Consider the following 18,223-nt stretch of genomic DNA (forward strand, 5'->3'; position numbering starts at 1 on the left):
CCCCCGCCGAGGGGCCGCGGCTCCCTCATGCGCCGCCCGGCCAGAGCCCGTCGTCCGTCAGCCCCAGCAGCTCGATCGCGTTGCGCCGTACGATCCGGTCGACCACGTCGGCGTCCAGGTGCCCCATCTGCGCCTCGCCGACCTGGCGGGACTCCGGCCAGGTGGAGTCGGAGTGGGGGTAATCGGTCTCGTAGAGCACGTTGCCGACGCCGATGGAGTCGAGGTTGCGCAGCCCGAAGGCGTCGTCGAAGAAGCAGCCGTAGACATGGTCGGCGAACAGCTCCGACGGCGGCCGGTGCACCTTGTCGGCGACCCCGCCCCAGCCCCGGTTCTCCTCCCAGACGACGTCGGCGCGCTCCAGGATGTACGGGATCCAGCCGATCTGGCCCTCGGCGTACATGACCTTCAGGTTCGGGAAGCGCTCGAACTTTCCGCTCATCAGCCAGTCGACCATCGAGAAGCAGCAGTTGGCGAAGGTGATGGTCGAGCCGACGGCGGGCGGCGCGTCGGCGGAGGTGGAGGGCATCCGGCTGCTGGAGCCGATGTGCATGGCGACGACCGTGCCGGTCTCGTCGCAGGCGGCGAGGAAGGGGTCCCAGGCGTCGGTGTGCACGGAGGGCAGCCCGAGGTGCGGGGGTATCTCGGAGAAGGCGACGGCCCGCACGCCGCGGGCCGCGTTGCGCCGGACCTCGGCGGCGGCCAGCTCGGCGTCCCACAGGGGGATGAGGGTGAGCGGGATCAGCCGCCCGCGCGCATCGGGCCCGCACCACTCCTCCACCATCCAGTCGTTGTACGCCCGCACGCCCAGCAGACCCAGCTCGTGGTCCTGCGCCTCGGTGAAGGTCTGCCCGCAAAAGCGCGGGAAGGTCGGGAAGCAGAGCGCCGACTGGACGTGGTTGACGTCCATGTCGGCGAGCCGGGCGGGCACGTCGTACGATCCCCGCCGCATCTGCTCGTAGGTGATGACCTCCAGTTTGATCTCGTCCCTGCTGTAGCCCACGGCGGTGTCGAGGCGGGTCAGGGGCCGCTGGAGGTCCTCGTACACCCACCAGTCGCCGATCGGACCGTCGTCGCCGGGCCGGCCCATGACGGGTTTGAACCGCCCGCCCAGGAAGGTCATTTCCTTCAGCGGCGCGCGGACTATGCGCGGTCCGATGTCCTGGTACTTCTTCGGGAGCCGGTCCTGCCACACCGTGGGCGGTTCCACCGTGTGGTCGTCGACGGAGATGATCAGGGGAAACGTCGTCTCGGTGTCCATGGCGCCCACGGTAGCGCCGATCTGACGGTCAGTCAGCTATGTCGGTGGGGCCATCGCCTTGCGAAGAGCGCGTGAGGACCTTGTGATATCCCGCGCGCCTGGCTGTGATCACCCCCTCCACGGCTGACGCATCTGCCATGAACAAGGCAAACTGACGGAGTTGTAAACAGGCCCTAGGGGGACGGCGATGGACGGGGACCCGCGAGTGCCGGAGCAGAGGCGTCCCGGTTCCGCGAACGATGCGGCGGAGCCGGCGGCCGCGCTGCGCTTCGGTGTGCTCGGTCCGGTGCGCGCGTGGCGCGGCGAGGAACAGCTGGCCACCGGCTCCCCCCAGCAACGCGCCCTGCTCGCCGCCCTGCTGCTGCGCGAGGGCCGTACGGCGACCGCGGCGGAGCTGATCGACGCCCTGTGGGGCGAGGAGCCGCCCTCGCAGGCGCTGGCGGCGCTGCGCACCTACGCCTCCCGGCTGCGCAAGATCCTCGATGCCGGGGTCCTGGTGAGCGAGTCCGGCGGCTACGCGGTGCGCGGCCTGACCGAGGGCGCGCTGGACCTCGGGGTGGCGCAGGAGCTGGCGGCGGAGGCGGAGAAGGCCCGCGGCGCCGGGGATCTGTGCCAGGCGCGGGAGCAGCTCGCGCGGGCACTGGCGCTGTGGGACGGCGAGGTTCTGGCCGGGGTTCCGGGGCCGTACGCGGAGGCCCAGCGGGTCCGCCTGGAGGAATGGCGCCTGCAACTCCTGGAATCCCGCCTCGACATGGACCTGGAGCAGGGCTGCCACGCGGAGGCGGTCTCGGAGCTGACGGCGCTTACGGCTGAGCACCCGCTGCGCGAGCGGCTGCGGGAGCTGCTGATGCTGGCGCTGTACCGCAGCGGCCGGCAGGCGGAGGCGCTGGCCGTGTACGCGGACACGCGCCGGCTGCTGGCGGACGAGCTCGGCGTCGACCCGCGCCCCGGCCTCAAGGAACTCCAGCAGCGCATCCTCCAGGCCGACCCGGCCCTCGCGGAGCCGTCGGCCCCTGCTGCCGAACCGGCGGCGGCCCCGGTCCGCCCGGCTCAACTGCCCGCCACGGTTCCGGACTTCACCGGCCGCGCCTCCTTCGTCTCGGAGCTCGGCGACGTCCTCGCCTCGGCCGAGGGCCGGGTGATGGCGGTGTCGGCGCTGGCGGGCATCGGCGGCGTGGGCAAGACGACGCTCGCGGTACATGTGGCGCACCGGGCGCGAGCGGCCTTCCCCGACGGGCAGCTCTACGTCGACCTGCAGGGCGCGGGCCCGCGCGCGGCGGAGCCGGAGACGGTGCTGGGCTCCTTCCTGCGGGCCCTCGGCACCGCCGACTCGGCGATCCCGGACTCCCTGGAGGAGCGGGCGGCGCTGTACCGCTCGGTGCTGGACGGCCGGCGGGTGCTGGTCCTGCTCGACAACGCCAAGGACGCGGCGCAGGTACGGCCGCTGCTGCCCGGCATGGAGGGCTGCGCGGCACTGGTGACGTCCCGGGTCCGCATGGTCGACCTCGCGGGCGCCCATCTCGTGGACCTGGACGTGATGTCCCCCGACGAGGCGCTGTCCCTGTTCACGAAGATCGTGGGCGAGGAACGGGTGGCGTCCGAGCGGGAGGCCGCGCTGGACGTGGTCGCCGCGTGCGGCTTCCTGCCGCTGGCGATCCGCATCGCGGCGTCCCGTCTTGCGGCCCGGCGCACGTGGACGGTGTCGGTGCTGGCGGCGAAGCTGGCGGACGAACGGCGCCGCCTCGACGAACTCCAGGCCGGCGACCTCGCGGTGAAGGCCACCTTCGAGCTGGGCTACGGCGCCCTGGACCCCGCCCAGGCCCGCGCGTTCCGGCTGCTGGGCCTGGCCGACGGCCCGGACATCTCGCTGGCCGCGGCGGCCGCGGTGCTGGACCTCCCGCCGGAGGACACCGAGGACCTCCTGGAGTCCCTCGTCGACACCTCCCTCCTGGAGTCGGCGGCCCCCGGCCGGTACCGGTACCACGACCTGGTGCGGCTCTACGCGCGTGCTTGTGCGGAACGGGACGAACAGCCACCGAGTGAGCGGGACGGGGCGTTGTCCAGACTGCTGGACTTCTACCTGTCCACAGCGGCTGCGATCTACGCGATCGAACGGCCCGGGGACCGCCTGGTGGATCATCTGGAGGCGACGGAACGCGAGGGCCTGCGCTTCGAGGAGGGCGCAGCCGCCCTGGACTGGCTCTACACCGAGGGCGAGTCCCTACTCGCCTGCGTACGGCAGTCCGTGGCCACGAAGCGGCTCCGGCGCGGGGTCGACCTGTTGTGGGCGGCGAAGGACCTGGCCGAGTCGGGCGCCAACGCACGGCAGTACGAGGCCACCGCCGTCGCGGTGTGCGAAGCCACGAAGGCCGCGGGGGACACCCGCGCGGAGGGCCGTGCGCGAACGACGCTCACCAACGTCCTGCTGGTTTCCGGCCGAATCCAGCAGGCGGCGGACGAGGCACGACTCGCCATGGACCGGGCGGCCACCGCCCAGGATGTCGCCGCGGGCAGCTGGGCGGCCAATGACCGGGGACTCATCTCGCTGCACCAGCACCGGTACGCAGACGGAAAGGTGTTCTTCGACCAGGCCATCGAGGGCTGGACCGCGGCGGGCAATCAATCGGGCGCGGCCACCACGCTGTTCAACCTCTCGCGGGCCCATCTGGCCATGGGCAACGTCACCAAGGCGGTCGACATCGCCCAGCACGGGCTCACCCTGCTGGCCGCGCTGGGCAGGACCATGCGGCTCGCCAACGGCCATTACGCCCTCGGCATGGCGCTGACCAAAGCCGACCGGCACGCGGACGCGCTCGACCAGTTCGGCGAGGCCCTGACCATCTTCGCGGACCACCGGCAGCGGCTCTGGGAAGGGACCACTCACTTCAGGGTCGCCGAGGCGCACATCGCCGCCCGCCGCCCGGCACAGGCGGCGCTCCACGCCGAACAGGCCCTTGCCATCGGGTGCATCGGTGGTGACCGGATGCGCGGCAATGTCCTCACCCTGCTGGGGCGTGCGCTGTCGACCCTCGGTCAGGTGGACCGGGCCAGGGCCTGCTGGCGCGAGGCGCTGAAACTCTTCGAGGAGAACAGCGTCCCCGAGGCCGACGAGGTACGCGTGCTGCTCAGGCCCGCCACCACGACCTGAACGGCCCACCCGGCGCTCGGCATGCGGGCGTTCAGCGTTCGTTTATCTCCGCCCGGCAGTCTCGTACCCGTCGGACCGTCGCGTCGGGGGGCAGACGGTCTGCAACGGAGCCGGTCACGCTAATGTGCGGCTCCGAACACCCGTCCGGCAACCCTCGGGGGAGTTACCGGGCGGGTGTTTGTCACTCAGCTTTCAGCGTTGCAGAGGAGTACGAGTCGATGAGCGAGCAGAAGGCCAAGCCCGTCAAGCCGACGGACAACCAGATGCCGGTCCCGCCCGCGGACGGGACCGTCGTCGCCGCGAAGGACAACCAGATGCCCGTCCCGCCCAAGGACGAGCAGATCGTCACCATGGACAACCAGATGCCGGCCCCGCCCGCTCTGGACCTGGACAACAAGTAGGCCTCATCGCACGGGGATCGGCCGCGGTGGCTCGGAGGGGGAGCCACCGCGGCCGACGTGTGTCCGGAGACTGCCGCGCGCGGCGCCGTCAGGCCCGCGCAATGGCGTGTCCCCACACCCTCTGCGCGTCGTTCCCCCTCCCGACACCCGGCCGTCGCACCCGGCCGCCACGCTCGGGTGTCATGGCATCCGAGCAGAGCGCGGCGGCGGGCGCCGGACAGCCGTCGGCGCTCGTGAAGTTCGTTCAGTTCGTCCCGCTGGGCGCGGTGGCCGTCGTGCTGCTCGACTCCGCCACGGACTTCTTCCCCGACGACCCGCTCATCGGGATCGTCACGCCGACGCGGCTCGCGCTGCTGCTTGGCATCGTCGCCCTGGTCGTGCCCGTACGGGGCAGGCCGCGGGCTCGGCTGCGGGACTTCCGGACCCGGCTGGATCCGCCCATCGGGCTGCTGGTCGCCGTGTCGGCCGCGACGACGGTCCGCGGCGGACACGCCACCGCTCCCCTGCGCGGCCTGCTCACCGTCATCGCCGGCTACTACCTGGTCGTCGCCGTGCGCCGCACCCAGCCCGAGTCGTGGCGGGCGATCGGCCTGCTCGCCCTGACCGGTGTCGCGGCCGCCGCGACCAGCGCCTTCTCCCAGGTGACCAACGAGACACCGACCGGCTTCTGCCGCACCGGACTGCTCACCGACATCGCCTGCGACGCGGGCGGCGACGGCGCCCTCATCCGCGCCACCGGCACCTTCTCCAACCCGAACCTGCTGGCCGCTTTTCTCGTGCTGCTGCTGCCGTTCGCCCTGCTCGCCACCGTGTGCGTGGACGAGCGCACGGCCCGTACGGCGATCGTCGTGCTCGTGGTCATCGGATACGGCGCCCTGCTGACCACGTTCTCGCGCGCCGGGTACGTCGCCGGCGCCGCCGGTCTCCTCGTCCTGGGCGGCGCCTACTGGCTGGCGCCCAGGATCGCCGACCGCGCGCAACGCCGGCTGTTCGCCGTCCTCGGCACCCTCGCCCTGCTGGGCGCGGCCGGCGTCATCTGGGCCGTGTCCCGGGCCGGCAACTCGCTGGGGGTGCGGGGCCAGGCGTGGGGGGCGGCGCTCGGGCCGGCCGCCGACAACCCGCTCGGCGTGGGACTGGGCCGCTCCGGCGTCGCCATATCCGCCACCGCTCCCGGCGGGCGGACCTTCGTCCACGCCCACAACCTGTGGCTCAACTGGCTGGTGGAGGCGGGCCCGCTCGGGCTTCTCGCCGTCACCGCCGTCGCCGTGGTCGCGGTGTCCTGCGCGGCCCGTGCCGCCCGCGCGAAGTCGGTGCTCGGCACGGTCGGCCTGGCGGCCCTGACCGGCTTCTTCCTGATGAGCATGATGGACCACCCGGCCAATCTGGACCGCATCGACGCCCTGCTCTGGTACGTCCTCGCGGTGGTCATGGCAGAGGCCCCGGCCACCTGGCGCAACCGCGCGGGCACCGTCCCGGCCGTGGTCCCGGCGCAGATCAAGCGCCCCCGCCACGGCCCGCAGCGCGTCGGTGCCACCGGCTGAGCGACCTGCTGAGCGAGGAGGACAGCCCGGCTCCTCAACTCCGCCCCCGCAGTTCCCCCTTGACCACCTTCCCGCCGGCGTTCCGCGGCAGTTCGCCCACGAACTCCACCAGCCGCGGCACCTTGTAGTTCGCCATCTCCCGCCGTGCCCAGGCGATCAGGTCGTCCCCGGTCAGCACGGCCCCCGGACGCCGTACGACGAACGCCTTCCCCGCCTCCCCCAGCCGCGCGTCCGGCACGCCGATCACCGCGACGTCCGCGACATCGGGGTGCAGGCCCAGCATCTGTTCGATCTCCGCCGGGTACGCGTTGAAGCCGCCGACGATGAACATGTCCTTGATGCGGTCGGTGATGCGCAGATTGCCGGTGTCGTCCAGGACGCCCACGTCCCCGGTGCGCAGCCAGCCGTCCTCCGTCAGCACCTCGGCCGTGGCCGCCGCGTCCTCGTAGTAGCCCCGCATGACGTTGAAGCCGCGCACCAGCACCTCGCCGGGTTCGCCGGTCGGTGCCTCGACGCGGACCTCCGTGCCCGGTATCGCGCGGCCCGACGTCGACGCGATGACCGTCGGGTCGTCGCCGCGCCGGCACATCGTCACGATGCCGCTGGCCTCGGAAAGGCCGTACGCCGTCAGGACCGTCTCCACCCCGAGTTCGCCGCGCAGGCGTTCCACCAGCCGCAACGGCACCACCGCCGCGCCGGTCACCACCAGCCGCAGCGCGGACAGGTCGTGCGCGTCGCGGGCCGGGTGGTCCAGCAGCGACTGGTGCAGGGTCGGCGGGCCCGGCAGCACCGAGACCCGTTCCGCCGCGATGTTGGCCAGTGCCGTGCCGACGTTGAAGACCGGCTGAGGGATCATCGTCGCGCCCCGCATCAGACAGGCGATCACCCCGGCCTTGTAGCCGAAGGTGTGGAAGAAGGGGTTCACGATGAGGTAGCGGTCGCCCTGCCTCAGGCCCGCCAGGTCGCTCCACACGTCGTACGCCCGCAGCGTCTGCGCGTGGGTGATCACCGCGCCCTTCGGGCGGCCCGTCGTACCGGACGTGAAGACGATGTCCGAGGCCCAGGAGCCCTCGACGGCCTCCGCACGCGCCCGCACCTCGGCCTCACCGACCCCGTCGCCGCTCGCCAGGAAGTCCTTCCAGGTACGGAAGTCCGCGGGGGCGTCGTCCGACAGCACCACCACCTGCTCCAGATCCGGCAGCCCCGGCCCCTCCGCGACCGCCCGCCGCAGCGACGCCACATACGACGTGCCCAGGAACGTGCCCGTCACGAACAGCAGCCGGGCCCGGCTCCGGCGCAGCACATCGGCCGCCTCCCCGCCCTTGAAGCGGGTGTTCAGCGGCACCAGCACCGCCCCGGCGGACACCGCGCCCAGCGCGGCCGTGATCCAGTCCAGCGTGTTCGGCGCCCAGATGGCGACCCGGTCGCCCGGCTCGATGCCGTTCGCGACACAGGCCGCGGCCGAGCGCTCGACGCGGGCGCCCAGTTCGGCGTACGAGATCCGGCTGCGACCCTCCACCACCGCCTCGACGTCCGCGTACCGTTCGGCGGCGGACCGCACGAGTTCCGGAATGCTGCCCCACTCCAAGTCACCGCGCACCACGGCCTCCAACCCTTCCCCACCTCTCAACTACGTTCGAGCCGGGGACACCCCTTTGCTGACTACCCGTCAGATTAGCTGTAGCCTGACGCCCTGTCAGCAGCCGCTTCAGCATGCGGAGGTGCGCGCAGCATGACCTCAGGCATCGGCCTCAAGGACGCCACCGCGATCGTCGGCATCGGGCAGACACCCTTCGCCAAGAACCTTCCCGACGACGAGAGAACCCTCGCCTGCCGTGCCGTCCTCGCCGCCCTCGACGACGCCGGCATCGCCCCCGGCGAGGTCGACGCCCTCGCCTCCTACACCATGGAGGAGACCGACGAGGTCGAGCTGGCGAAGGCCGTCGGCTTCGGCGACCTCACCTACTTCAGCAAGGTCGGCTACGGCGGCGGCGGTTCGTGCGCCACCGTCGCGCATCTGGCCGGCGCCATCGCCACCGGGCAGGCGTCGGTCGGCGTCGCCTGGCGGTCCCGCAAGCGGGGCAGCGGTCCACGGCCCTGGCGGAACACCACCGCCCAGCTCCCCACCCCGGCCCAGTGGACCAGGCCCTACGGCCTGCTTCGGCCCGTCGACGAGATCGCGATGCTCGCCCGCCGCTATATGCACGAGTACGGCGCGACCCGCGACCATCTGTTCAACGTCGCCCTCGCCTGCCGCAACCGGGCCAACCAGAACCCGGACGCGATCATGTACGAGCGGCCCCTGACCCGCGAGATGTACATGACCTCGCGCTGGATCAGCGAACCGCTCTGCCTCTTCGACAACTGCCTGGAGACGGACGGTGCGCTGGCGTGCGTGGTCGTCAGCCGCGAGCGCGCCCGCGACTGCCGGCACACCCCCGTCTACGTCCACTCCGCCGCCCAGGGCCTGCCCGCCCAGCACCACGGCATGGTCAACTACTGGAACGACGACCCGCTCACCGGCCCCGCCTGGACCGCCGCCCGCCATCTGTGGAAGCACGCCGACCTCACTCCACAGGATGTGGACGTCGCCCAGATCTACGACGCGTTCACCGCGCTCATACCGCTCTCGCTGGAGGGATACGGCTTCTGCGGGCGGGGCGAGGGCGGGGCGTTCACCGAGGGCGGCGCCCTGGAGATCGGCGGGCGGCTGCCGATGAACACCGGGGGCGGCGGGCTCAGCGAGGCCTATGTCCATGGCTTCAACCTCATCAACGAGGGCGTCAAACAGCTCCGCGGCACCAGCACCGCCCAGGTCCCCGGCGCCGCGACCTGTCTCGTCACCGCCGGCGAAGGCGTCCCCACCTCCGCGCTGCTCCTGAGGAGTTGATCGAAGGATGCTCTCCCCCGTCACCGACCCCGACGGCGCCCCCTTCTGGCAGTACGCCGCCCGGGGCGAGCTGCGTGTGCAGTCCTGCGCCGACTGCGGCGAACCCCGCTTCCCGCCCCGCCCGTGCTGCCCGCACTGCCAGTCCTTCGCGAGCGAGTGGCGCCTGATGAGCGGGCACGGCCGGATCTGGTCCTACGTCGTCCCCCACCCGCCCCTGCTGCCCGACTACGCCGCGCAGGCGCCGTACAACGTCGTCGTCGTCGAACTCGCCGACGCCCCCCGCATCCGCCTGGTCGGCAACCTGGTCACCGGCCCCGGCGCGGCCCTCGACTCCTTCGCCCCGGACCGGATCCGGATCGGCGCCAAGGTGCAGGCCGTCTTCGACGGCGCCGGGCTGCCGCAGTGGGTCCTGGAGCGGCCATGAGCCTCGACGTCACGACCGACAAGGACTCGGGTGTCGCCGTCGTCACCCTCGACCGGCCCGACCGGCTCAACGCCATCGACCTGGCCACGCGGGACGAACTCGTCGAGGCGTGGCGTCAATTGCGGTTCGACGACACCGTAAGGGCCGTCATCCTCACCGGTGCCGGGGAGCGGGCCTTCTGCACCGGCCTCGACCGAGACGCCGTCGTTCCCCAGCCCAACTCGCCCTACATGACCGACGATCCGCTGCTGCGGGTCGGGCCGAAGTCCAACGACCTGTGGAAGCCGGTCGTCGCCGCCGTGACCGGCATGGCCTGCGGAGGCGCCTTCTATCTGCTCGGCGAGGCGGACTTCCTGATCGCCGACCCGACCGCCACCTTCTTCGACCCGCACACCACCTACGGCATGGTCAGCGCCTACGAGTCGATGCTCATGGCGCTGCGCATGCCGTACGGAGAGGCCGCGCGGATGGCGCTCATGGGCAGCGCGGAGCGGCTGTCGGCGCGGCGGGCCCACGAGATCGGGCTGGTCTCGGAAGTCACCGCACCCGGCGGCGCGTTGGCCGCCGCCGTCGACTGCGCGGCCGTCCTCGCCGGGTATCCGGCGCAGGGGGTGCAGGGCACCGTGCGGGCGCTGTGGGCGGCCAGGGAGGCCGCCCTCACCCAGGCGTTCGCACAGGCACCGCATCTGATCGCCCTCGGGAACCTGCCGGGTGAGCGGCAGACGGAACTGTTCCGGACCCGGCGCCGCGACCACCGCCTGCGCTGAACTACCGCGCCTCGCGCGTCACGTCGTCCAAGGCGCAGGTGACACCGGCGGTGTTCGCGCCCGAGTCGGCGACGTAGGCGGCGGCCACGTCCAGGGTCTCCGTGGTGTCGGCCGCGACGTACGGGATGGCGGACGAACTGGTGCGCACGGGAGCGCCGTCGGGATCCTTGAAGACCACGTCGAACTCGTAGGTGTAGGTGGTGAGGGTGTCGGTGTTGGCGGCCTCGACGCGGGCGACGATGCCCCGGCTCGGGTCGTACACACAGCTGGTGATCTTCACATCGCTCGTGGGCTCCGCGGACGCGGTCGCGGACGAGCCGCCGCCCGACGACGACCCGGTGTCGTAGTCGTCATCGTCGTCGTAGTGATGCGTGCTGCCGCCCGAACTGCTCGACGAGCTGCTGGAGTTGCTGTCGTCGCACCCGCCGCCGTGCGAGCGCCGGGCTCCGGTCAGGGCGACCAGTACCACGGTGAACACGGCCAGAGCGCGGACATGGCGAAGCTTCACGGTGTTTCATCCCCCGGTGTCGTGATCGTGAGCACGTCACGCTAGCAGCGGTCGCATGGCGGCAAGCGCTCACCCGGCGTAACGTCTCGTGTAAGAGCGGTGAAGATGACCGCTCCCCTGGGACGGCCGCCGTCCGGGTCCCTTCCGTGCACCGGCACGACGGCCGTCACACAGCTCCGCCTAGGCGGTTCGCGCGGTGCCCGTGCCCTTCTCCGCGTCCAGCGCGTACACGCAGCGGTCCTTGCTGCACGCGTACACCACCCCGTCCTTCACCACGGGCGAGCCGGTGATCTCACCCCCCGTGGCGAGCTTCCATCTCAGCCGGCCGTCGTCGGCCTTCAGGGTGTACAGCAGATGGTCGGTGGAGCCGAAGTGGATCCTGCCCTCGGCCACCGACGGGGCGCCCACGAGGTCGCCGCCCGCCTGGAAGCGCCACTTCGGCGTCCCGGTGACCGCGTCCAGCGTGTACAGGCCCTTGCCGCTGCCGACGTGCACATGGCCCCCGGCCACCAGCACCGGTTCGATCGAGGACCGGGACTCGGTGGCGATGCGCCAGCGGTCGCGGCCGTCGGTGGCGTCCAGGGCGTAGACCGTGCCGAGGTAGTCGGCGAGGTACACACCGCCGCCGGTCACCGCCGGGCCCGGCACGAAAGCCGGCGGACACAGGAAGACCGCGGGAGCCTCGAAGTGCCAGCGCACATGCCCGCTCATCACGTCGAGCGCGAGCACGCGCGTGCCGGCGGAGACGTACACATGGCCGTCGTGGGCCTGCGCCACCCGCACCGGCACCCCGCCGCAGGAGGCGGCGTCGCCGATCGGGTACGACCAGCGCTCGTCGCCGGTGCGGGCGTCCAGGGCACGCAGCCGGGCGTCCTGCCACACGTACACCGTGCCGTCGTACAGCGCCGGCCCGGCCTCCGGGGACTCGAAGTCGGTCTGCGCGCCGGTCAGCTCCCAGAGCTTCTGGCCGTTGGACGCCTCCCAGGCCTGGACGCCGCCGCCGCGGGTGCCGGTGACGACGGTGCCGCGCTCGGCCTTCAGGGAGTACACCCAGGCGTCCGTCTGCAGCCGCCACAGGTCCGCGCCCTCGCGGCACTCCAGGGCGAACAGGGTCGGCCCGTCGGAGGCGTGGATACGGCCGTCGGCGACCGCCATGGACCAGGCGACGTCACGGGTCTTGAAACGGCGGCGGCCGGTGGCCACGTCCAGGGCGTGCACCTCGAAGGAGGTGACGTAGACGAGGTCGCCGTCGACGGCCGGGGTGCCCCAGACGTCGTTCGACATACGAAAACGCCAGGGCCGCCAGCCGGCCGCGTTCTCCGGCGGTGCGGGCGGCACGGCGGGGCCGACGGCCGGGTCGGTGCCGTTGACGCCGGGCCGGGGCTTGGACCAGGAGGCGACCAGCCCTGCCTCCGGAGGGGGCGCCTTCATGGCGGCGGCGCGGGCGTCTGCCACGCGCGGGCCGGGGCCGATGGGCACCGCGGCGCCCGCCAGGCGGACCGGGCCGGTGTCGGGGGCGCCGACCGGGACGGGCTGCGGGCCCGGGACCACGGGGTCGTGCGAGGGCGGGGGCGGCAGCGGCGCGGGGGCGACACGGCCACCGCTGCGGCCGGAGGCGGGCGAGGGCTTGGCCGCCGGGCGGCCGCCTCTGCGCGACTCGATCAAACCCACCGCACGCTCGGGCAGCCACGCGGACGCCGTACCGCTGTCGTCGGAGCCGGAGCCGAAGAGGTGGGGTGCGAGCTGGGACTGGAGGTCGGCCGGGTTGGGGCGGGCCGTGGCCTCCATCTGCATACAGGACTCGATCAGCGGACGCAGCTCGTCCGGGAGACCTTCGAGGTCCGGGCCCTCGCGCAGCAGCATGAAGACCGTCTCGACCGGGTTGGCGCCGTGGAACGGGGGGTGTCCGGTGGCGGCGAACACCAGCATCGAGCCCAGCGAGAAGACATCGCTCGCACCGGTCACGCTGCGGGAGTCCTTCGCCTGCTCCGGCGACATATAGGCGGGTGTGCCGACGGCGACGTTGGTCATCGTCAAACGCGTGTTCGACACACCGGATGCGATACCGAAGTCGATGACGCGGGGACCGTCCTCGACCACGAGCACATTGGACGGCTTCAGGTCGCGGTGCACGAGCCCGGCGCCGTGGATCGACTGGAGGGCCTCCGCCACGCCCGCCGCCAGCCAGCGCACCGCCTGGGCCGGCAGCGGCCCGCACTCGTTCACTATCTCTTCGAGCGAGGGCGCGGGTACGTACGCGGTGGCCAGCCACGGCACGGCGGCGCGCGGGTCCGCGTCGACGACCGCGGCCGTGTAGAAACCGGAGACCGCCCGCGCCGCCTCCACCTCACGCGTGAAGCGGACGCGGAACAGCTGGTCCTCGGCGAGCTCCGTACGGACCGTCTTGATCGCCACCCGCCGGCCCGAAGCCGAGCGCGCGAGATAGACCAGCCCCATGCCGCCGGCACCCAGCCGTCCGAGCACCTCGAACGGCCCGATCCTGCGCGGATCGTGCTGCGTCAGCTGATCCACCACTCTGCCTGCCACCTCCCCGTACGGGCCCCGTCCACCCACATATGTACGCGACCCCGTGCAGCGTCTCACCACCGCACCGCCTTGGCGGCACGCACCCCGATTCTTCCTGTCCGAGGGCGTGGTTGCGAACCCGAGGGCGGAACGGGGTGTCTTGGGACAAAACCACACTCCGGCGTCCACGGACAGCGCCGGTTCGCATAGTGGGACGCCGGATGCGGGCGTGCGGTCAGCGTTCCAGGACCGCGAACGAGGCCCCCTGGTCGTCGGTGACCACGGCCACCGTCCCGTACGACGTTTCGAAGGGCGGCACCTGCACCCGCCCGCCGAGCCTGTTCACCGTGCCGAGGATCCCAGCACAGTCCGCCACCCGGAAGTGGACCACGAAATGAGGCGGCATCATCGCCGGAAACACTTCCTCGACGGCCGCCCGCCCGAAGTCCGGCTCGGCGTCCGGCCCGAACAGGGCGTCGTGGAAGAGCCCGCCGTAGAAGGTGTTGGCGACCTCGGTGTCCCGGGCGTACAGCTCGGCCCAGGCGAAGGTGCCGATCTCGTGCCGGCGCCCGAATCCGGTGTGCCCGTCCGCCTGCCACAGGCCGAAGACCGCACCCTCGGGGTCGGTGACCAGCGCGGCGCTCCCCAGATCCGCCCCGACCGGCGTCGGCGAGGTGACCACCTGTCCCCCGGCGTCACGGATCCGCCCGGTCAGCCCCGCCGCGTCCGGGGTGGCGAAGTACACCGTCCACACGGTCGGCATCCGCCCGTCCGTCTTGCGGGAGAGCGCGGCGACGCGATCACCGTCCAGGAGGGCCCATACGGTGGAGTCGTACGCCTCCTCGAAGTTCCACCCGAAGAGCTCACCGTAGAAGCGCCTGCCCGCCGGCACGTCCGCGAGTTGTGCGTCGACCCAGCACGGAATGCCCTCCGTGTATCCCGTTCCGTTACCGGATGCCCTGTTTTCGGCCATGCGGCAAAAGTAGCGGCCTCCCCCTCACCCCGCAGACCAGGCACACCAGCCCCGAGCCCCTCGTGCACCCCATTTGCACTCGGCCGAATCGCGCTCCGATCACCCCTCGGTAAGCTGACGACATGACAGGACAAGTGCGTACCGTCGACGGCCGTGTGGCCGGCCGGCGTGGGCAGGCGACCCGGCAGAAGCTGCTCGACTGCCTCAGCGAGATGCTCAGCTCTTCCCCGTACCGGGACGTCAAAGTCATCGATGTGGCCCGGAAAGCGGGCACTTCGCCCGCGACCTTCTATCAGTACTTCCCGGACGTCGAGGGCGCCGTCCTGGAGATCGCCGAGCAAATGGCCGCCGAGGGCGCCTCCTTGACCGAACTGGTCGAGGACCGCAGCTGGGTCGGCAAGGCCGGCTGGCAGACGGCTCAGGAACTCGTCGACGGCTTCCTGGAGTTCTGGCGCCGCAACGACGCGATCCTCAGGGTCGTCGATCTCGGGGCGTCCGAGGGCGACAAACGCTTCTACAAGATCCGTATGAAGATCCTGAACTCCGTCAACAACTCCCTCGCGGAGGCGGTCACTCAGCTTCAGGCCAAGGGCAAGGTCGACAAGGACGTCAACCCGGCGGCCGTCGCGGGTTCGCTCGTCGCCATGCTCGCTGCGGTGGCCTCGCACCAGAAGGGGTTCCAGACCTGGGGTGTGAAGCAGGCCGAACTCAAGCCGAATCTGGCGCTGTTGGTGCACCTGGGTGTGACCGGCAGGAAGCCGACGAAGTAGCGCCGCTTCTCTCTTGAGTCATCAAGTCCTGTCTGGCGGGCGGTGGTCCACACACGTGGGCCACCGCCTGCTGCCCGTTCACGGCATGTCACCTCAGGCCGGCAGCGGCCGGTCGTTCACCACGTGCTTCATCACCAGCGTCGAGGTCAGCCGCTGCACCCCCGGCAGCGTGGCCAGCCGCTCGTCGTACAGCCGCTGATAGGCGGCGAGGTCCGCCGCGACCACCCGCAGCAGATAGTCCGGCTCCCCGAACAGCCGCTGCGCCTCCACCACGTGCGGGATGCCGGCCAGCGCACTCTCGAACTCGGCGACCGTGTCCCGGTCCTCCTGCCGCATGGAGACGAAGACCAGCGCCTCGAAGTTCAGCCCCACGGCGGCCGGCTCCACCACGGCCCGGTATCCGCTGATGGCGCCGGCCCGCTCCAGCTCCCGCAGCCGCCGGTGACACGGCGAGACGCTCAGCCGCACCCGCGCGGCCAGCTCGGTCACGGTCAGCCGCCCATCCTGCTGAAGCTCGGCAAGAATCTGTCTGTCCACGTCATCCATGAGGCAGATCTTCCCCCACAACCCCTGATCACGGGCAAACTTCGACAACACTTTCGGGCCATTCCCGCCTAATGTCCCCACCATGGACTCCGGACTGCTCCTCTCCTTCCTCGCCATCGACCTGCTGCTCGTCTGCGTGCCGGGCGCCGACTGGGCGTACGCGATATCCGCCGGGCTGCGCGACCGCACTCCGCTGACGGCGGTGGCGGGCCTGGTCACGGGGTACGCGCTGCACACCGTCCTCGCGGTGGCGGGCCTCGCGGTGCTGGTGGCGAGCGAGCCGAGTCTGCTCACCGCGCTGACCGCCGCCGGCGCCGCGTACCTGGTGGCTGGGGTGGGGCGTGCTGCGCCGTCCGGGCACGCCGGGCGAGGCCGAGGAGGCGGTGGCCGCGAGCCCGGCCCGCGCCTTCCTGCGTGGCGCCACGATCAGCGGCCTCAACCCCAAGGGCCTGCTGCTCTACCTGTCGGTGCTGCCGCAGTTCCTGCTGACGAAGGGCGACCACCTGCCGGTCCCCGCCCAGACCGCCGTCCTCGGCCTGCTCCACATGGTCTGCTGCGCCGCCGTCTACCTCACGGTCGGCCTCACCGCCCGAGCGGTCCTCGGCGCCCGCCCGACAGCGGCCCGCGCGGTCGCCCGCACCTCGGGCGCCGCGATGCTCGGAATCGGCGCGTTTCTGCTGGTCCAGCGGCTGGCGACGCTGTGACCTGCGGTCGGCTGCGGCAGGGATCGGTTATGGCTTGCGGACGATCCTGAACAGCCGGATCTCCCGCTCCACCCGTGCCTGATACGTCGCGTACGGCGGCCAGAACGCCAGTGCCGTCTTCCACACCGACGCCCGCTCCTCCCCCTCCAGCAGCCGGGCCGTGACGGGGATGTCGTGGCCCTTCCAGCTGACCTCGGCGTCGGGGTGGGCGAGGAGGTTGTGGGTCCAGGAGGGGTGGCCGGGGCGGCCGAAGTTGGAGCCGACCAGGATCCAGGAGCGGCCGTCCTCCTCGGGCATACAGGCCAGCGGCGTGCGGCGGGACGCTCCGCTGCGGGCGCCGGTGGAGGTGAGGATCACGCCGGGGAGCATCTGGGCGCTGAGCAGGACCTTGCCGCGGGTGAGGCGGTGCACGGCGCGGTCGAGGGCGGGGATGACATGGGGGGCGACCTTGGCGAAGCCGCGCGTGGAGGAGACCTTCTGAACGAGACGGACGCCGATCACACCGCCACCTCCTGGGTGTCGAAGAGCCGGGCCGTGTCGGCCGCGTGGGCGCGGAGCCGGTGGACGGGGCCGAAGAGGAGTTCGTCGCCTGCGGCTCGCTTGAAGTACAGGTGCGCCTCGTGTTCCCAGGTGAAACCTATGCCGCCGTGCAGTTGGACGGCCTCGGCGGCGGCGGTGCGGAGGGCTTGTAGGGCCTGTGCGAGGGCGAGGCGCACCGCGGGGGGTGGCGTGATGTGTTGTTTCGCGGCTGCGGGTTCGTTGTGGCTGGTCGCGCAGTTCCCCGCGCCCCTTTGGGGCGTTGCCCCTCGGGGCGTCGTTGTTGACCACGCCGCGTAATACGCCGCCGAACGCGCTGCCTCCACCTCCACGTAGATGTCCGCCAACCTGTGTTTCACCGCCTGGAAGGAGCCGATCGGGCGGCCGAACTGCTCTCGGCCGCCCACGTACTCCACCGTTCGCTCCAGTGCGCGGTCGGCGGCGCCGACGGCCTCGCAGGCGAGTACGGCGGCGGCCAGGTCCCCTGCGCCCGCCAGCGCTGTCAGGGCGTCCGCGTTCTCTTCGCCCAGCAACTCGGCGTCCACGTCGCGCAGTTGTAGGCGCGCTTGGGGACGGGTGGCATCCAGTGCTGTCTGGCGTGTGCGTACGACGCCTGCCGCCTCCCCCGGTACCAGGAACAGCAGCGTCCGGGACCGCGCGAACCCCCCGGCGTGCGCGGCGACCACCAGCAGTCCGGCGCTGTGGCCATCCAGTACCTGGTCGACCTGCCCGTACAGCCGCCAGCCGTCCTCCGTCCGCCGCGCCTGCACGCCCCCGGCGCGCCCGCCGCCGGCCCAGGTGCCGCCGTTGCCGCCGGTGAGGGCGAGGGCGGTGGCGAGGGCGGGGCCGGGGACGGCGAGGGCGGCGGTGAGGGTGCCGGTGGCGAGGCGGGGCAGCAGTTCGGCGCGCTGGGCTTCGGTGCCGAGCGCGGCGATCAGCGGGGCCGCGAGGACGGTCGTGGCCAGCAGTGGAGAGGGGGCCAGCGCGCGGCCCGTCTCCTCGCAGGCCAGGGCGAGTTCGGTCGCCGAGCAGCCGACACCGCCGTACGCCTCGGGCAGGGCGAGCCCGGGCAGGCCGAGCTGTCCGGCGAGGGCGGTCCACAGGGCGGGGTCGTGTCCGGCGGGGGTGTCGAGGGCCGCGCGCAGCTCCCGGGGTCCGCAGCGGCTGTTCAGCAGCTCGCGCAGGGTGCGGCGGATCTCGTCCTGCTCGGGGGTGAAGCTGGCGTCCATG

General features: G+C 72.0%; 15 protein-coding genes and 1 pseudogene. 8 read left to right on the forward strand and 8 right to left on the reverse strand.

What is annotated here, in order from left to right:
* Nucleotides 1-25 precede the first annotated feature (25 nt).
* Nucleotides 26-1,258, reverse strand: coding sequence for an amidohydrolase family protein (locus ACFPQ9_RS43915; protein ID WP_380865988.1), 1,233 nt, complete (start codon nt 1,256-1,258; stop codon nt 26-28).
* Nucleotides 1,259-1,445: 187 nt separating this feature from the next.
* Here ACFPQ9_RS43915 and afsR point away from each other — a divergent pair, with 187 nt between their 5' ends.
* The 3 genes from afsR (at nt 1,446) to ACFPQ9_RS43930 (ending at nt 6,348) form a co-directional block, all read left to right on the forward strand.
* Nucleotides 1,446-4,406, forward strand: coding sequence for an SARP-family global regulator AfsR (gene afsR / locus ACFPQ9_RS43920; RefSeq protein ID WP_380865991.1), 2,961 nt, complete (start codon nt 1,446-1,448; stop codon nt 4,404-4,406).
* 218 nt (nt 4,407-4,624) lie between these two features.
* Complete coding sequence (gene afsS, locus ACFPQ9_RS43925; RefSeq protein WP_380865992.1) at nt 4,625-4,807, forward strand: regulatory protein AfsS; 183 nt, start codon at nt 4,625-4,627, stop codon at nt 4,805-4,807.
* Between the two features lie 182 nt (nt 4,808-4,989).
* On the forward strand, nt 4,990-6,348 hold the full coding sequence (locus ACFPQ9_RS43930) for an O-antigen ligase family protein (protein WP_380865994.1): 1,359 nt from the start codon (nt 4,990-4,992) through the stop codon (nt 6,346-6,348).
* Between the two features lie 34 nt (nt 6,349-6,382).
* Here ACFPQ9_RS43930 and ACFPQ9_RS43935 read toward each other — a convergent pair whose 3' ends face one another.
* Nucleotides 6,383-7,948, reverse strand: coding sequence for a FadD3 family acyl-CoA ligase (locus ACFPQ9_RS43935; RefSeq protein ID WP_380865996.1), 1,566 nt, complete (start codon nt 7,946-7,948; stop codon nt 6,383-6,385).
* Between the two features lie 132 nt (nt 7,949-8,080).
* Here ACFPQ9_RS43935 and ACFPQ9_RS43940 point away from each other — a divergent pair, with 132 nt between their 5' ends.
* From ACFPQ9_RS43940 to ACFPQ9_RS43950, 3 genes are read left to right on the forward strand one after another with little or no spacing between them, the layout of a single operon-like run.
* Nucleotides 8,081-9,238 carry a lipid-transfer protein gene (locus tag ACFPQ9_RS43940; RefSeq protein ID WP_380865998.1) on the forward strand — a complete coding sequence of 386 codons (1,158 nt, stop codon included), beginning with the start codon at nt 8,081-8,083 and terminating at the stop codon, nt 9,236-9,238.
* Between the two features lie 7 nt (nt 9,239-9,245).
* A complete protein-coding gene (locus tag ACFPQ9_RS43945; RefSeq protein ID WP_380866000.1) occupies nt 9,246-9,662 on the forward strand; it encodes a Zn-ribbon domain-containing OB-fold protein in 417 nt (138 codons plus the stop codon).
* The gene (locus ACFPQ9_RS43950) at nt 9,659-10,429 is read left to right on the forward strand and encodes an enoyl-CoA hydratase/isomerase family protein (protein ID WP_380866001.1); all 771 of its coding nucleotides are present in this window, start codon (nt 9,659-9,661) and stop codon (nt 10,427-10,429) included. Before ACFPQ9_RS43945 ends, ACFPQ9_RS43950 begins: the two co-directional genes overlap by 4 nt.
* A gap of 1 nt (nt 10,430) precedes the next feature.
* Here the strand turns inward: ACFPQ9_RS43950 and ACFPQ9_RS43955 are convergent, their stop codons facing one another.
* From ACFPQ9_RS43955 to kbpA, 3 genes are all read right to left on the reverse strand, one after another.
* Complete coding sequence (locus tag ACFPQ9_RS43955) at nt 10,431-10,937, reverse strand: hypothetical protein (RefSeq protein ID WP_380866003.1); 507 nt, start codon at nt 10,935-10,937, stop codon at nt 10,431-10,433.
* A gap of 180 nt (nt 10,938-11,117) precedes the next feature.
* Entirely contained in the window at nt 11,118-13,472 is a 2,355-nt protein-coding gene (afsK, locus tag ACFPQ9_RS43960) for a protein serine/threonine kinase AfsK (protein ID WP_380866005.1), read from the reverse strand.
* Nucleotides 13,473-13,698: 226 nt separating this feature from the next.
* A complete protein-coding gene (kbpA, locus tag ACFPQ9_RS43965; protein WP_380866006.1) occupies nt 13,699-14,436 on the reverse strand; it encodes an AfsK-binding protein KbpA in 738 nt (245 codons plus the stop codon).
* A 122-nt stretch (nt 14,437-14,558) separates the two neighbouring features.
* Here kbpA and ACFPQ9_RS43970 point away from each other — a divergent pair, with 122 nt between their 5' ends.
* A complete protein-coding gene (locus ACFPQ9_RS43970) occupies nt 14,559-15,206 on the forward strand; it encodes a TetR family transcriptional regulator (RefSeq protein WP_380866008.1) in 648 nt (215 codons plus the stop codon).
* A gap of 93 nt (nt 15,207-15,299) precedes the next feature.
* Here the strand turns inward: ACFPQ9_RS43970 and ACFPQ9_RS43975 are convergent, their stop codons facing one another.
* A complete protein-coding gene (locus ACFPQ9_RS43975) occupies nt 15,300-15,752 on the reverse strand; it encodes an Lrp/AsnC family transcriptional regulator (RefSeq protein ID WP_380866010.1) in 453 nt (150 codons plus the stop codon).
* A gap of 82 nt (nt 15,753-15,834) precedes the next feature.
* Between ACFPQ9_RS43975 and ACFPQ9_RS43980 the strand changes: the two are divergent.
* A pseudogene (locus tag ACFPQ9_RS43980) lies at nt 15,835-16,456 on the forward strand (LysE family translocator).
* A 27-nt stretch (nt 16,457-16,483) separates the two neighbouring features.
* Here ACFPQ9_RS43980 and ACFPQ9_RS43985 read toward each other — a convergent pair.
* Nucleotides 16,484-16,957, reverse strand: coding sequence for a nitroreductase/quinone reductase family protein (locus ACFPQ9_RS43985; RefSeq protein WP_380866012.1), 474 nt, complete (start codon nt 16,955-16,957; stop codon nt 16,484-16,486).
* Nucleotides 16,954-18,222 (reverse strand): acyl-CoA dehydrogenase family protein, encoded by a 1,269-nt coding sequence (locus ACFPQ9_RS43990; RefSeq protein WP_380866014.1) that lies wholly within the window; start codon nt 18,220-18,222, stop codon nt 16,954-16,956. The genes ACFPQ9_RS43985 and ACFPQ9_RS43990 overlap by 4 nt, the downstream gene beginning before the upstream one ends.
* Between the last annotated feature and the right edge of the window lies 1 nt (nt 18,223).

This window comes from Streptomyces coerulescens (genome assembly GCF_042657965.1).
Taxonomy (GTDB): domain Bacteria; phylum Actinomycetota; class Actinomycetes; order Streptomycetales; family Streptomycetaceae; genus Streptomyces; species Streptomyces coerulescens.

Coding starts and splice junctions, on each gene's coding strand:
- ACFPQ9_RS43930 (WP_380865994.1), top strand. CDS start 4,990: ATGGCATCCGAGCAGAGCGCGGCGGCGGGCGCCGGACAGCCGTCGGCG.
- ACFPQ9_RS43945 (WP_380866000.1), top strand. CDS start 9,246: ATGCTCTCCCCCGTCACCGACCCCGACGGCGCCCCCTTCTGGCAGTAC.
- kbpA (WP_380866006.1), bottom strand. CDS start 14,436: ATGGCCGAAAACAGGGCATCCGGTAACGGAACGGGATACACGGAGGGC.
- ACFPQ9_RS43970 (WP_380866008.1), top strand. CDS start 14,559: ATGACAGGACAAGTGCGTACCGTCGACGGCCGTGTGGCCGGCCGGCGT.
- ACFPQ9_RS43950 (WP_380866001.1), top strand. CDS start 9,659: ATGAGCCTCGACGTCACGACCGACAAGGACTCGGGTGTCGCCGTCGTC.
- ACFPQ9_RS43915 (WP_380865988.1), bottom strand. CDS start 1,258: ATGGACACCGAGACGACGTTTCCCCTGATCATCTCCGTCGACGACCAC.
- ACFPQ9_RS43940 (WP_380865998.1), top strand. CDS start 8,081: ATGACCTCAGGCATCGGCCTCAAGGACGCCACCGCGATCGTCGGCATC.
- ACFPQ9_RS43990 (WP_380866014.1), bottom strand. CDS start 18,222: ATGGACGCCAGCTTCACCCCCGAGCAGGACGAGATCCGCCGCACCCTG.
- afsR (WP_380865991.1), top strand. CDS start 1,446: ATGGACGGGGACCCGCGAGTGCCGGAGCAGAGGCGTCCCGGTTCCGCG.
- afsS (WP_380865992.1), top strand. CDS start 4,625: ATGAGCGAGCAGAAGGCCAAGCCCGTCAAGCCGACGGACAACCAGATG.
- ACFPQ9_RS43975 (WP_380866010.1), bottom strand. CDS start 15,752: ATGGATGACGTGGACAGACAGATTCTTGCCGAGCTTCAGCAGGATGGG.